The organism is Peptoniphilus lacydonensis, from assembly GCF_900106515.1.
In the GTDB taxonomy this organism is placed as follows: Bacteria; Bacillota; Clostridia; order Tissierellales; family Peptoniphilaceae; genus Peptoniphilus_A; species Peptoniphilus_A lacydonensis.
The window spans coordinates 851,735-865,151 of sequence record NZ_FNWF01000003.1 but is presented as its reverse complement, the minus strand read 5'-3'; the positions used below and the strand labels follow the sequence as shown (position 1 = coordinate 865,151).

At 29.7% G+C, this 13,417-nt stretch carries 13 protein-coding genes; 6 read left to right on the top strand and 7 right to left on the bottom strand.

The window, feature by feature from the left end; all coding sequences use genetic code 11:
• Positions 1 to 119 precede the first annotated feature (119 nt).
• Both BQ5450_RS05900 and BQ5450_RS05895 read right to left on the bottom strand, forming a co-directional pair.
• On the bottom strand, positions 120 to 1,964 hold the full coding sequence (locus BQ5450_RS05900; RefSeq protein WP_071126277.1) for an ABC transporter ATP-binding protein: 1,845 nt from the start codon (positions 1,962 to 1,964) through the stop codon (positions 120 to 122).
• The gene (locus BQ5450_RS05895) at positions 1,951 to 3,687 is read right to left on the bottom strand and encodes an ABC transporter ATP-binding protein (protein WP_071126276.1); all 1,737 of its coding nucleotides are present in this window, start codon (positions 3,685 to 3,687) and stop codon (positions 1,951 to 1,953) included. Before BQ5450_RS05895 ends, BQ5450_RS05900 begins: the two co-directional genes overlap by 14 nt.
• A gap of 177 nt (positions 3,688 to 3,864) precedes the next feature.
• On the opposite strand from BQ5450_RS05895, the gene BQ5450_RS05890 reads away from it, so the two are divergent.
• Together BQ5450_RS05890 and BQ5450_RS05885 are read left to right on the top strand one after the other, a co-directional pair.
• A complete protein-coding gene (locus BQ5450_RS05890; RefSeq protein WP_010246830.1) occupies positions 3,865 to 4,104 on the top strand; it encodes a CDIF630_02480 family spore surface protein in 240 nt (79 codons plus the stop codon).
• Between the two features lie 46 nt (positions 4,105 to 4,150).
• Positions 4,151 to 4,696 carry a phosphatase PAP2 family protein gene (locus BQ5450_RS05885; RefSeq protein WP_010246827.1) on the top strand — a complete coding sequence of 182 codons (546 nt, stop codon included), beginning with the start codon at positions 4,151 to 4,153 and terminating at the stop codon, positions 4,694 to 4,696.
• On the opposite strand, the gene BQ5450_RS05880 is transcribed toward BQ5450_RS05885, so the two are convergent.
• Positions 4,676 to 5,113 carry a nucleoside deaminase gene (locus BQ5450_RS05880; RefSeq protein ID WP_010246825.1) on the bottom strand — a complete coding sequence of 146 codons (438 nt, stop codon included), beginning with the start codon at positions 5,111 to 5,113 and terminating at the stop codon, positions 4,676 to 4,678. The genes BQ5450_RS05885 and BQ5450_RS05880 overlap by 21 nt on opposite strands.
• 162 nt (positions 5,114 to 5,275) lie before the next feature.
• Between BQ5450_RS05880 and BQ5450_RS05875 the strand changes: the two genes are divergently transcribed.
• Positions 5,276 to 6,160: a DegV family protein gene (locus tag BQ5450_RS05875; RefSeq protein WP_010246823.1), complete on the top strand. Its 885-nt coding sequence runs from the start codon at positions 5,276 to 5,278 to the stop codon at positions 6,158 to 6,160.
• Positions 6,161 to 6,244: 84 nt separating this feature from the next.
• Here the strand turns inward: BQ5450_RS05875 and BQ5450_RS05870 are convergent, their stop codons facing one another.
• Positions 6,245 to 7,555, bottom strand: coding sequence for an MATE family efflux transporter (locus tag BQ5450_RS05870; protein WP_071126275.1), 1,311 nt, complete (start codon positions 7,553 to 7,555; stop codon positions 6,245 to 6,247).
• Between the two features lie 229 nt (positions 7,556 to 7,784).
• Between BQ5450_RS05870 and BQ5450_RS05865 the strand changes: the two genes are divergently transcribed.
• Together BQ5450_RS05865 and BQ5450_RS05860 are read left to right on the top strand one after the other, a co-directional pair.
• Positions 7,785 to 8,054 carry an ACT domain-containing protein gene (locus tag BQ5450_RS05865; RefSeq protein WP_010246258.1) on the top strand — a complete coding sequence of 90 codons (270 nt, stop codon included), beginning with the start codon at positions 7,785 to 7,787 and terminating at the stop codon, positions 8,052 to 8,054.
• Positions 8,055 to 8,063: 9 nt separating this feature from the next.
• Positions 8,064 to 9,419 (top strand): PFL family protein, encoded by a 1,356-nt coding sequence (locus tag BQ5450_RS05860; RefSeq protein ID WP_071126274.1) that lies wholly within the window; start codon positions 8,064 to 8,066, stop codon positions 9,417 to 9,419.
• Between the two features lie 119 nt (positions 9,420 to 9,538).
• Here BQ5450_RS05860 and BQ5450_RS05855 read toward each other — a convergent pair whose 3' ends face one another.
• Positions 9,539 to 10,093 carry a nitroreductase family protein gene (locus BQ5450_RS05855; RefSeq protein WP_010246250.1) on the bottom strand — a complete coding sequence of 185 codons (555 nt, stop codon included), beginning with the start codon at positions 10,091 to 10,093 and terminating at the stop codon, positions 9,539 to 9,541.
• 4 nt (positions 10,094 to 10,097) lie between these two features.
• A complete protein-coding gene (locus tag BQ5450_RS05850; protein ID WP_010246248.1) occupies positions 10,098 to 10,787 on the bottom strand; it encodes a DUF188 domain-containing protein in 690 nt (229 codons plus the stop codon).
• Positions 10,788 to 10,886: 99 nt separating this feature from the next.
• Between BQ5450_RS05850 and BQ5450_RS05845 the strand changes: the two genes are divergently transcribed.
• Entirely contained in the window at positions 10,887 to 12,014 is a 1,128-nt protein-coding gene (locus BQ5450_RS05845) for an LCP family protein (protein ID WP_071126273.1), read from the top strand.
• Between the two features lie 126 nt (positions 12,015 to 12,140).
• On the opposite strand, the gene pepT is transcribed toward BQ5450_RS05845, so the two are convergent.
• A complete protein-coding gene (gene pepT / locus BQ5450_RS05840; protein ID WP_071126272.1) occupies positions 12,141 to 13,340 on the bottom strand; it encodes a peptidase T in 1,200 nt (399 codons plus the stop codon).
• Between the last annotated feature and the right edge of the window lie 77 nt (positions 13,341 to 13,417).

The window sequence follows — 13,417 nt, the reverse complement described above, 5'->3', positions numbered from 1 at the left end:
CCAAGTTTTTTATTTAAGAAGTAATCTAAATCATAAATTTTTTAAATTGTGATACAGGTATAAAAATAATAACTATAAAAAAGGTGTTGGAAAAAAATTCAGCACCTTAATTTTTATAATTATTCTTCAAATCCACCTGTGTAAAGGTTGTAATAGATTCCCTTTTGTTCTAATAAATCTTCATGGTCGCCTCTTTCTATAATTTCTCCATTTTCAAGAACTATTATTACATCAGAGTTCATAATTGTTGAAAGTCTGTGTGCAATTACAAAGGTAGTTCTGCCCTTCATGATTTCATCCATGCCTTCTTGTACAATTTTTTCTGTATGAGAGTCAATAGATGATGTGGCTTCGTCAAGTATCATTACAGGAGGATTGTAGATTTCAGCTCTTGCAATAGATAAAAGTTGCATTTGACCTTCTGAAAGTTCGCCACCTGCTCCAGTAATTACTGTATCATATCCATCTTTTAAATTCTTTATAAAATCGTGGGCATTAGTTCTTTTTGCAGCCTCAATTGTTTTTTCCATATCAATATCATTAACAGAATAATTTATATTTTCTGCAATTGTGCCAGTAAAAAGATGTGTGTCTTGAAGTACCATTCCAAGAGAAGATCGCAAATCATCTTTTTTAATTTTTCTAATGTCAATTCCATCAAAAGTAATAACTCCGCTGTCGATTTCATAAAATCTATTTATTAAATTTGTAATTGTAGTTTTACCTGCACCAGTTGCACCTACGAAGGCAACTTTTTGGCCAGGTTTTGCATAGAGGTTTAAGTTTTTGAGAACTTTATTTTCTCCATCATAAGAAAAAGTTACGTCATTAAATCTTATGTCGCCCAAAAGTTCTCTGTATTCGTCACTTTCAATATCGTGCCAAAAATATTTTTCTTCTCCATTGATATTTTTAACAACTTTTTCAACACTTCCTGAATAGTCTTCAGGTTCTTCTTCAAGGAATTCAAAAATTCTTCTGGAGCCTGCAATGGCAAGGACTACTGAATTTATATTTCCACCAATTTGTCCCATGGGACCCGTTAGAGTTCTTGAAAGTTGCAAAAAGGATGCAACTATTCCAACAGTTATTCCATATTTTCCAGAAACTGCCATTAATCCACCAATTAATGCAAATAAGATGTATTGAAAATTTCCAATTCCAAAGATAATTGGGAATAAAAATAGTCCAAGCCTATTTGCAATCATTGTATTCTCCATTAGTTCTTCGTTGATAACTTCAAAATCTTCTCTGGCATTTTCTTCGTGATTAAAAACTTTTACGACTTTAAGACCATCAATCATTTCTTCTATATAGCCGTTTGTTTTAGCAAGAGATTTTTGTTGTTCTAAAAAGAAGTGTGAAGATTTGCCACCAATGACGTTCATAACAAATATCATAAGCCCCACTGTAAGAATTATTATAAGAGATAATAAAAATGATTGAGAAAACATTGCAATTAAAACCATTATAATTGTCATAAGAGAAGACACAAAGGAAGGGAAAGATTGAGCAATCATGTCGCCTAATGCCTTTACATCATTTGTGTAATAACTCATAATGTCGCCATGACTTTTACTGTCAAAGTAAGACACTGGAAGAGCTTCCATTTTCTCAAACATTAATTTTCTCATGTTTCCCATAGTTTCTTCTGAAATATATACCATTAGTCTTGAGTACATAAATGAAGAAAAAACTCCAACAGCTAAAAAGATTGCCATCTTAATAAGCATAGCCAAGAGGTTGGAATAATCTGGCACATCCATTTTAAGAAGTGGCATTACATAATCATCAATTAAAAATCTCATAAAAAGTGAGATAGAAATTGTTGCAAGTGATGAAATTATTACCATAATTGAAACTGCAATGAGTTTGTATTTGTGCCTTTTAAAAATAAAGGAAAATAATTTTTTTGCAGCAACTTTATTTTCAGAAGATGAAATTTTTTCTTTATTCTTTCGCATCAAAATCACCATCGCTTTCTTGAGTTTCATTTATTTCTCTATAAATTGAACTTTTGACAATAAGTTCTTTATGAGTTCCAATAGATTCTATTTCTCCTTTGTCCATTACAATTATATAATCTGTATTTTTAAGTGACTTTATTTTTTGAGAAATTAAAATTTTTGTCATATCAGGTCTAAGTTTGTTTAAAGATTTTATGATTTTTTCTTCTGTTTTATTATCAAGAGCAGAAGTTGAATCGTCCATTATTAAAATTTTTGGATTTTTTAGAATGGATCTTGCAATGGAAATTCTTTGTTTTTGCCCGCCAGAAAAGTTTGTTCCACCTCTTTGAACCTTCATATCCAAGTCTTTTTCTGGATCGATAAAATCGTCACAACTTGCAATATAAAGTGCCTCTTTTAAATCTTCATCACTTAAGTCGTCCCTTGCCCATTTTAAATTTTCACGAAGAGTTCCTGTAAAGAGCTGATTTTTTTGTAAGACAACAGATACTTCATCACGCAGAGATTTTAAATCATAATCTTTTACATTTTCTCCTGCTACAAGGACATCACCACTTGTTGTATCAAAAAGTCTTGCTACTAAGTTTATAAGAGTAGTTTTCCCCGAACCAGTTGGCCCTATTATTCCCACATAATCAGAAGATTTTATTTTTAAGTTTATATTTTTTAAAACCGACTTATCTATATCTTTTGAATAAGAAAAGTAAACATCATCAAAAATAATTTCACCATTTTTTATTTCTTTTATAGGATTTTTTGGGCTTACAATTTCTGGTGTAGTAGAAATTACTTCATCTATACGTTTAATAGAATTTCTAGCAATAGTTATTTGAACAAGTATAATAGAAAGCATCATTAGAGAAATTTGAATTTGTATCGCATAGGTAATTAAACCAGTTAAAGCACCTGTGCTCATATTGCCTGAAACAATTAAGTGAGAACCAAGCCAGGCAATTAAAATTGTCATAAGATAAGTTGAGAAATTCATAAGAGGATTTGCAAGAGCTAAAAGTTTTGATGCCCTTACATAATTATCTTGAAGTTCATCAGAAATATTATTGAACTTTTTTATTTCTTTATCTTCTTTGACAAAGGATTTTACTACTCTAATTGCAGATAAATTTTCTGAAACATCGGTATTTAACTTGTCTGTAATTTTAAAAACTTTTTCAAAAATTGGATAGGCTTTCTTAATTATGATTCCCATTCCAATTGAAATAAGAGGAATTATAATTACAAAAGTTGGAGCAAGATCTTTTGAAAGTTTAAAACTCATAATAAAGCAAAATATAATTGTAAGAGGAGATCTAATTGCCATTCTAATTGTCATTTGAAAAGCCATTTGAACCATTTGCACATCAGTTGTCATTCTAGTTATTAGACTTCCTCTTTTGAATTTGTCCATATTTTCAAAGGAAAAGTTTGTTATATTGTAAAACATAGCTGATCGCATATTTTTGGAAAGGCCACTAGAGGCCTTAGTAGCAAGATAACCGCTCATGACGCCTGTGCCAAGAGATATGGCAGCAATTATCAGTAAGATTATGCCATATCTAATAATATTTTCTCTGGAATTATTTAAGATTCCCTCATCAATAATTTTTGTCATAAAAAATGGAATCATTGCATTCATCAAAACTTCTAATAAAACAAAAAAGGGCGAGAGCAATGCTTGTTTTTTATACTCGCCTAGATTATCAGAAATAACTTTTAACATATTTCACACCCTAACTAAAAATATTGTAATTTTATATAAAGATAATACTATCTAAGATAGATTTTCTACCCAAAAAATTTTCACATAAACAATTTACTAAAATTATTATATTACTTTACTAAAATGAATTGTATTTAAGATCTCTTTGTAATATTATATAATAAATGGAGGGATAATATGGCAGATTTAAAAAAAGAAAAAGAATTAATAGAAAATTCAAAAACTCTTTCTGATTCAAAAAAGAAAGAAATGAAGGCAAATCTTGAACAACAAAAAGAAATTGATAACGACGACAGAGCTCAATCTGATGTTTATGCAAAAACTGAAGGAAAAGACCCAGAAACAGGAGTAGAAATTCCCACAGAAGAATCTGTTGAAGAAGCAAAAGATTGGGTTGACAATCAAAATAGAAGATAAAATTTGGTCCTTAGTGGGACCATTTTTCGTAAAGAGGTAAAAATAAATGGAAGAGAAATTTTTAAATTTTTTATTGCAAATGAGAAATGATACATTAAATAGATATATGATCGCCATTACACACCTTGGAACTGGTGGTGCAATATGGATTTTTATCACCTATATATTATTTTACTTAGGGTTTAGAGTAGAGAGTGTAAATATAATATTGGCGTTAATTTTTAATGGAATAATATGCAATCTCTTTTTAAAAAATCTTTTAAAAAGAAAAAGACCTTCATGGATTTCAAAGGTTGAACTTTTGATAAAGAATCCAACAGATTTTTCTTTTCCGTCAGGTCACGCATCATCTTCTTTTGCAGCAGCAACAACTATTTATTTTTATTTCAAAGGAATGGGAATTGTATTTTTAGTTATAGCATCTCTTATTGCATTTTCAAGAATATATCACTTTGTACATTACCCAAGCGATGTAATTATTGGAGCGGCGCTTGGAATAATTATTGCTATAATTACAAAAAATAATTACGATAAATTTATATTAGAATTTTTGCGTGATAATTGTGGATTTTTATTTAGACCTCTTTCTTAGATCTATAAAAAAATTGCTAATTAGTTTGGAACATTCCTTCTCGCAAATGCCACCCTCATAGCTTATTCTGTGATTAGTTATGAGGTTTTCTATTTTTTGATGAGAAATAACTGCTCCAAATCTTTTGTTTTTTGCACCAAAATATAAATTTTTAATTCTGGAATTTAAAATTGCCCCTACACACATAAGGCACGGCTCCAAAGTTACATAAATATCACAATCCTCTAGGTGATAGGAATTTAAATTTTTTGATGCCATATTTATCGCAAGGATTTCTGCATGTGCAATAGGTGATTTAAAATCTTCTTTTTTATTGTATCCATATCCAATTATTTTATTATTTTTTACTATCACACATCCAATAGGAACATCTTCTGAGGATAGAGATTTTTTTGCAAAGGCAATTGCTTCTTTCATATATTTAGTATCCATAAAAGTATTATAACAAATAAAAATATTAAGAACTATTATTTTATAACAAGCAAAATAATATATAAAAAATAGTCTGTGATATAATATTAATAATAAAATGATAAAATTTATAAAGAATCAAAAATAAAAATTAACGAGGTAGGACAAATGACTGTTAAGATAATATCTGATTCTTCATGTGATTTAGATAAAAAAACTTTGGAAGAATTACAAATAGAAGTCTTAAAAATAAAAAATACAGACGAAGATCATAAAGATTTGCCAGAAAATATAACTAATAAAGAGATTTATAGAAAAATGAGAGAGGGCAAATATTTTAAGACGAGCCAAATTACATATTATGAATATTATAAAAAGTTTGAAGAATTGGCAAAAGAAGGCACAGATTTTATTTGCATAACACTATCATCTGGGATGAGTGGAACATTTCAAAATGCATACATAGCAAAAAAGGAGTTACAAGAAAAATATAGAGATGTAAAAATGGAAGTGGTAGATTCTCTTGCAGCTTCAGTTGGATTTGGACAAATTACATATTATGCAGGACTTGCTGCTAAAAATAATGCAAGTTTTGAAGATTTATTAAAATTATTAAATTTCTTGGTAAATAAAACAAAGCATATTTTCACAGTTTTTGATTTAAAATATTTGTATGAAGGCGGCAGAGTTTCAAAAACGAAGGCAAAGATATCTAGTGTCTTAAATATTGTTCCCATAATAGAAGTTGACAGTGAAGGAAAATTATATGTATCAGAAATAGTACGTGGAAAAAACAGAACATATAAAAAAATGGTTAATATAATTTCAGAAAAATCAAATTCCAATGGAGATGATAGAGTCTTTCCTGTGTACGCAGATGAAAAAGAAATTTTAGATCCACTTATTTCTAAATTGAAAAAGATTGGATATAAAAATTTTTTGTGCCTTGAGATAGGACATACAATAGCGGCTCATGTTGGACCAGATATATGTGGCCTTGGTTATTTGTCAGAAAATATTCCTGATGAATTTGAAAAATATATGGTTTATTAATAAAGAAGAAAGGCTTTTTGACCTTCCTTTTTAAATTGAATTTATTTTTATATTTTTTATGAAAATTTTGTAATAAGAAAAATCTTATTCTGGAATTTTTGTCATTTTCTTTAGAGAATAAATTGATATTAAAAATACTACAAATTCTGAGATTACTGCTCCAAAGAAAAGATATTTAGACCCAAATAAATGTACACATAAATAGATGGATAAAAATAATGCAACAGAGCCCCTCATAATATTTATTATAATAGAATATTTAGGCTTTCCAATTGCTGATGAAAGTGTTGCAATAAATAAATTGTGGCCTGATAATAAAAACATTAGAGCGTAAATTCTCATTGGTCTTATGGATGATGAAATCATATTTTTATTTTCTAGGAACATATTAAATAGGGTTCCTGCTCCAAAGAAAGATATCATGTACATAATTATTGAAATTATAAAGATAGAAATAAAACTTATTTTTATAATTTCAAGACTTTTATCTCTTTCCTTTGAACCATGATAGAAGGAAAGGAGAGGAAGAGTTCCATGGCACACCCCTTGAAAAGTTGAATTTGCAAAAAGGGACATATAATTTATAACTGCGTAGGCAGATAAAAATTCTGGAGAAATATATTTTATAATAAATAAATTAAAAATAAAAACAAAAGTTGCAGAGTTTAGTTCCGATATAAATTCTCCAAATCCATAAATTACTGTAGTTTTTAAATATTTTAAAATTTCTTTTCCACTCATTTTTATTTTAACAAAGCGTAGATATCCCTTTGCACTTCTAAAGTGAATGAAAAATATTACACAGGATAAAAACTGTGCAATACCTGTCGCAAGTGCTGCACCTCTAACGCCCATTTGAAATTTATCTATCAAAATATAATCTAAAATTATATTTGTAACACAAGCAGACACTGCACCTACTATTGCAGTTCGTGGAAAACCGTCCACCTTTACTAAGACTTCAAAGGCATATGCAATTATGTAAAATGGAGAAAAAAATACAATTACCGAAAGATATTCGTGAGATAGATTGAAGAGAGAAGAGTCTGCACCTAAAAATAAAATAATTTTATCCATAAAAATTATTGCAATAATAGCAAGTGTCACTGAAAATGCAAGTATAAATAAAATTATAAAAGTAAATACTCTATTTGATTCATCTCGATTACCACGTCCAAGTTCTATTCCTATAATAGTCTGAGATCCAACGCCTGTTATTATTGCAATGGCAAAGAGAAAATTGACATAGGGAATTACTATTGTCACTGCAGAAAGCTCTAATTCGCCTGCAAAGTTTGCTACAAAAAATCCATCGACAATTGTGTAAATTGAAAAAACCCACATAGCTATTATTGATGGGATTACAAATTTGAAAAATTGTCTTTTTAAGTTCATAGCACACCTCTGATTAGTAAATTATATAGCAGTATAATTTTTTAATCAAGAAGTTATAATTCTAAACTTTTTTCTTGAACTTTATAAAATAAATTTTTTATAATATTTCCTTGATTAGGGTTTTTATTTTTTGTATCAAGATTCAAAAAATAAAATACAATTACAAAAAAAATTATAAATTTATTGAACTATGTTATAATAATTGTAATTTTAAAAAGGAGGACACACTATGAAAGCTGTTATAACTGTAATAGGTAGTGATAAAATTGGTATCGTATATGAAGTTGTTAAAAAAATGGTGGAGTTTGATTTAAATATTGTGGATATAACTCAAACAATCTTAGATGATTATTTTACAATGATTGTAATTGTAGATCTTACTAAGATGAATGTAGAGTTCCAAGAAGTTGTAGACGCTTACGAAAAACTTGGTGAAGAACTTGGACTTTCTATAAGAGTCCAACATCAAGGTATTTTTGAAAAGATGCATCAAATTTAAGGAGTTATCATGGATAAAAAAAGAATTTTAGAAACTGTGAGGATGCTTGACGAAGAAAATCTAGATATTAGAACTGTAACTCTTGGCATTTCACTTTTAGATTGCATAGATAGAGATGCAGATAAGGCTTGCGAAAAAATTTATAATAAAATTGTAAAATATGGGAAAAATTTAGTAGAGTCTGCAAATGAAATTGGAAAAAAATATGGAGTTGAAATTGTAAACAAAAGAGTTTCAGTTACGCCTATTGCTCTTATTGCAGGTGCAACAGATGAAAAAGATTATACAAAATTTGCAAGAGCCCTAGATAAAGCTGCGAAGGAAATTGGAGTTGACTTTATTGGTGGTTTTTCTGCTCTTGTGCATGGAAATATGACTCCAGCTGATGAAATTTTAATAAATTCAATTCCTCGTGCACTTGCTGAAACGGAAAAAGTTTGTTCTTCAGTAAATGTTGGGACAACTAAAAAAGGTCTAAATATGGATGCCGTTAAACTTATGGGTGAAGTTATATTAGAAACTGCAAAAAATACAAAAGAAGAAGATTCTATTGGTTGTGCAAAACTTGTTGTTTTTGCCAACGCAGTAGAAGATAATCCATTTATGGCTGGGGCTTTTCATGGAGTTGGAATGGGAGATATAGTTCTTCATGTTGGAGTGTCTGGCCCAGGAGTTGTGAAGTATGCTCTTGAAAAAGTAAGAGGAGAAAGTTTCGATGTAGTTTCTGAAACAATTAAGAAGACTGCTTTTAAGATAACAAGACTTGGAGAATTGATTGGCAAAGAAGTTGCAAATAAAATTGGAGTTCCTTTTGGAACAATTGATCTATCTCTTGCTCCAACTCCAGCTATTGGAGATTCTGTTGCAAGAATTCTAGAAGAAATTGGTGTTGAATTTGCAGGAGGTCATGGCACTACTGCTGCCCTTGCAATGTTAAATGATGCAGTGAAGAAAGGTGGAATTATGGCATCTGATCATGTTGGAGGACTTAGTGGTGCTTTTATTCCAGTGAGTGAAGATGAAGGAATGATTGAAGCTGCAAAAAATGGTCACATAGGACTAGACAAACTTGAAGCCATGACTTGTGTTTGCTCCGTTGGTCTTGACATGATTGCGATTCCTGGAGATACTAAGGCGACTACACTTTCTGCAATAATTTCTGATGAAGCTATGATTGGAATTATAAATCAAAAGACAACTGCTGTAAGACTTATTCCAGTTATTGGAAAGGGTGTTGGAGAAGAGGCAACTTTTGGAGGCCTTTTAGGTTCTGCACCAATAATACCTGTTCATAAGGGAAATTGCGATAATTTTGCAAATCGTGGAGGATTTATTCCTGCACCAATACACAGTTTTAAAAATTGAGATATTAGTAAATTTTATGAAATATGGAATTAATAGGTAAATAAAAACAAAAAGATCTTATATAAGTAGATTTTTAAAATTGTCTACTTTATAAGATCTTTTTTATATAAAATTAATTTTTATTTTAGTTCAACTTCTTCGTTTATTATTGTGTAAAGGGCATCTGCGGTTTTTCTTTTCTTTTCACGGAGTTCATCATTTTTTGGATATCCAATTGCTATTGCAAGTCTAATTCTATTTTTTGTTTTTAAAAATTTTTGCAATTTTTCTTCGTCGAACCATCCTATACAACAAGTTGAAAGACCTAGTGTAGTTGCTTGTGCAGTGAAGTAAGCAGCAGATATGCCAATGTCAATAGATTTGTAGTCTTGATCTTTTACCTTTGAACCAATTTTTGCAGACAAATTGTAATTTTCTTCAGTGACAATGGCAAAGGCATTTACATTGTCTGTAAAAGAATTCATTTTTCCCTTTTGGAAATATTTTGAAATATATTTTGCATCATCTCCACTCACAATATAATAGTAATAAGGTTGTGCATTGCAAGCTGAAGGTGAAAGTTTCATAGCTTCAAGACAAGATTTCAATTTTTCTACTTCAACAACTTTGTCTTTATCATAATTTCTGCAAGATTGTCTTGCCTTTGCAATTTCCATAAATTCATTAAATTCCATAAAATCATCCTTCTAAAAATTCATCTAAATTTCCATCAAAAAAATAAAATTCATCATCTCTCATAAGAGCAGGAACTCCCACTTTTCCAGCGTCCACTATTTCGTCAAAATAGTCAGAAAAATCTCTGTACTTTAAAAATTTTTTTAAATTTGACATAGATGCTGTAATGTCAACAATTTCTACATCAAGATTTTTTCTTTTAATTTCTTCTATTGCAGGTGGACAGTCTGGGCAATGGCTAGATACAAAAAGTGTAAGCATTTTTATCTCCTCCAAAAATTTATCAAGTGCATTGTAAAAATTTTCATCTGCACTTTTTTCTCGCTTAGATATTCTAGAATAAATTTTTCTATCTCGCATTTTTTTATTAAAATGGCGTGAACTTAACATTGACATAATATTTTCATCATCAACAAAGATTCCTTGAAAGTCTAGAACCTTAGCACCCTTAGATAGTGCAAGAGAAGAAAGACCTCTATCATTGGTTATAACAAGGTCATTTATATTTGCGTGATTTACTATATAAAAGTCGGCCGCCTCTTTTGATATGTCAACGTTTACTACTCTTCCATAATTTGCGTAAAATTCTTGCGTGTAGTTTTTTACCATAATTAATTTTGCGGAATATTTTTTTGAGAGTTCTTCTGTAATTTTTCTCACAGGAGAACCGTCTGCATCCAATAATATTTTCATTAATATATTTTATACCCCAATAAAAATTATAATATCATATCATATAAAAACTATTGAAAAATTGTAAATTTTTATATAGACTTAATGAAGGAGGTTAACATGAAACATATATACAGAATTTTTATATTCCTTACAGTAATAATCCTCCTTGGAGCGTTGTGTCTAACTTTTATGTTTGCACCAAGAGGAAAAAAACTTAATCAAGAAAAAAATATAAATAAAAATAAAGAAGAAGTTTATGAACCAGAAAAAGTTACAATCTTTAATGAAGAAGAAGATATTGTAAATATTTTATTAATTGGAATCGATTCCAGCAAAGTAACTTATGAAGTAGATGAAAATTCTAAAAGAGCAGACACAATTATGCTTCTTTCTATAGACCCAAAAATTGACAAGGTAAGACTTCTTTCAATACCTAGAGATACATATTATAAAATAAAAGGTTTTGACAATTATAGAATGAATGCGGCTTATTCTCGTGGAGGAATTGACCTTCAAGTTGAAAGTGTAGAAGACTTAATGGGTATAAAAATAGATCACTATGTTACAGTAAATTATGAGGCTGTAAAAGAAATTGTGGACGCAATTGGCGGAATTGAAATGTATACACCAGAATATAAATATAAAGATCCATCAACTATACCGCCACTTGACATTGATTTTGAAGAAGGACTTCACCATTTAAATGGCGAGGATTCAGTAAAACTTCTTAGAATAAGAAAAATTTATGAAGATCAAGACTTAGGAAGAATAAAGGTTCAACAAGAATTTATAATGAAGATTTTTGACAAAATGAAATCTCCAAAGATGTTTTTAAAACTTCCAAAATTAATTTCTATTGCAGATAAATATGTTGAAACTGACATGAACTATGGACAGCTTTCCTATCTTGCTTATTATGGTGTAACTCTAGATAAAGAAAATATAGAACAAAAGACTATTGACGGCACTACAAAAAAGGGCTCACCTTTTTATTATGTAAATAAAGATAGTGCAAAAAATGAAATGAAAGTTTTTGAAAATATGAGAAATGAAATTGAACAGGGTGAAGGCGAAAAGCAAAATATAGATTTTACAGAAGAAGAATTGCAAAATATGACAGAAGAGGAAAGAATGGAAGTAAAGCAAAAAATTAGAGATAGAAAGTTAAGAGAAGAGTTGCAACGAGAAGCTGTGAGAAATAATTCTATAAAAAATAACAATTTAAATAATACAGATGAAAATTAAAAATAAAGGGGACTTAGGATCTCTTTGTACTGACACCAAAAGCTGGATTAACAGACCAACTTAATGGGGTCAGTTTTTTGTTTACATAAAAAGAATCACCACAATGGATGATTCTTTAAAATAAAATTATTCTGCCAAAAGTTTTGCTATATTTTTTACTATTTCTTTTGACTTTTCCATTTGGTCAAGGCTTACAAGTTCATAGCGACCATGATAATTGTAGCCACCTGTAAAAATATTTGGAGTTGGAAGACCCATAAAAGAGAGTTTGGATCCATCAGTGCCACCACGTACTGGCCCAATTTTTGGATCTACACTGGAAAGTTTAAATGCTTTTTTGGCAAGGTCTATTATCTCCATATTATTTTCTATTTTTTCTCGCATATTGTAATATTGGTCTTTTATTTCAATGGTAATTCTGTCTTCATATTTTATATTTAAAAATTTTACAATTTCTTCAAACAATTTTTTCTTTTCCAAAAATTTTTCTCTTGAGTGATCACGGATAATGTAGTTCATTTCAGTGTGCTCTACACTTCCTGAAATATTTGTGAGAAGAAAGAAACCTTCATAATTTTCTGTGTGCTCAGGTCTTTCATTAATTGGTAACATATTGTTTAATTCCATTGCAATAATTTGAGAATTTACCATGGTGTTTTTTGCAGAACCAGGATGGACATTTTTCCCTTGAATTTCTATTTTACAAGAAGCGGCATTGAAAGTTTCGTACTCAAGTTCGCCAATTGGTCCTCCATCAATAGTAAATGCAAAATCTGCACCAAATTTTTCAACATCAAATAAATCTGCTCCTCTGCCAATTTCTTCATCAGGAGTAAAGGCAATTTTTATGTCACCATATTTCGCATCTTTATCATTTATTAGTTCATCAACTGCAGAAACTATAATTGCAATGCCAGCTTTGTCATCTGCACCTAAGAGAGTAGTGCCATCAGTCGTTATAATAGTTTCTCCTTTTAAACTTTTTAGAAAAGGAAAGTCTTTTACAGTTGTGGTGAACTCATCATTTAATTTAATATCACATCCATTATAGTTTTTAATTATATTTGCTTTGACATTTTTGCCAGACATATCTGGGGAAGTGTCCATGTGGGCAATAAATCCAACAGTCTTCTCAGTTTTTATATTGCCTGGGATATTTGCATAGACATAGCCATTTTCATCAAGTTCACTTTCTATGCCAAGACTATTTAATTCTTCCACTAAATAATTTGCAAGGTCGAGTTGATTTTTAGTGGAAGGACAAGTTTTGGAATTTTCATCACTTGTAGTTTCAAAGGAAATATAATTTAAAAATCTATTTAACATATTTATTCCTCCTCAAATGAAATTTATATCTATAATTTTATCACATATAATATTTTTATAAAAAATTATTACGAAAA

Coding starts and splice junctions, on each gene's coding strand:
- BQ5450_RS05845 (WP_071126273.1), top strand. CDS start 10,887: ATGAAACATATATACAGAATTTTTATATTCCTTACAGTAATAATCCTC.
- BQ5450_RS05860 (WP_071126274.1), top strand. CDS start 8,064: ATGGATAAAAAAAGAATTTTAGAAACTGTGAGGATGCTTGACGAAGAA.
- BQ5450_RS05865 (WP_010246258.1), top strand. CDS start 7,785: ATGAAAGCTGTTATAACTGTAATAGGTAGTGATAAAATTGGTATCGTA.
- BQ5450_RS05855 (WP_010246250.1), bottom strand. CDS start 10,093: ATGGAATTTAATGAATTTATGGAAATTGCAAAGGCAAGACAATCTTGC.
- pepT (WP_071126272.1), bottom strand. CDS start 13,340: ATGTTAAATAGATTTTTAAATTATATTTCCTTTGAAACTACAAGTGAT.
- BQ5450_RS05880 (WP_010246825.1), bottom strand. CDS start 5,113: ATGAAAGAAGCAATTGCCTTTGCAAAAAAATCTCTATCCTCAGAAGAT.
- BQ5450_RS05870 (WP_071126275.1), bottom strand. CDS start 7,555: ATGAACTTAAAAAGACAATTTTTCAAATTTGTAATCCCATCAATAATA.
- BQ5450_RS05890 (WP_010246830.1), top strand. CDS start 3,865: ATGGCAGATTTAAAAAAAGAAAAAGAATTAATAGAAAATTCAAAAACT.
- BQ5450_RS05875 (WP_010246823.1), top strand. CDS start 5,276: ATGACTGTTAAGATAATATCTGATTCTTCATGTGATTTAGATAAAAAA.
- BQ5450_RS05885 (WP_010246827.1), top strand. CDS start 4,151: ATGGAAGAGAAATTTTTAAATTTTTTATTGCAAATGAGAAATGATACA.
- BQ5450_RS05850 (WP_010246248.1), bottom strand. CDS start 10,787: ATGAAAATATTATTGGATGCAGACGGTTCTCCTGTGAGAAAAATTACA.
- BQ5450_RS05895 (WP_071126276.1), bottom strand. CDS start 3,687: ATGTTAAAAGTTATTTCTGATAATCTAGGCGAGTATAAAAAACAAGCA.
- BQ5450_RS05900 (WP_071126277.1), bottom strand. CDS start 1,964: ATGCGAAAGAATAAAGAAAAAATTTCATCTTCTGAAAATAAAGTTGCT.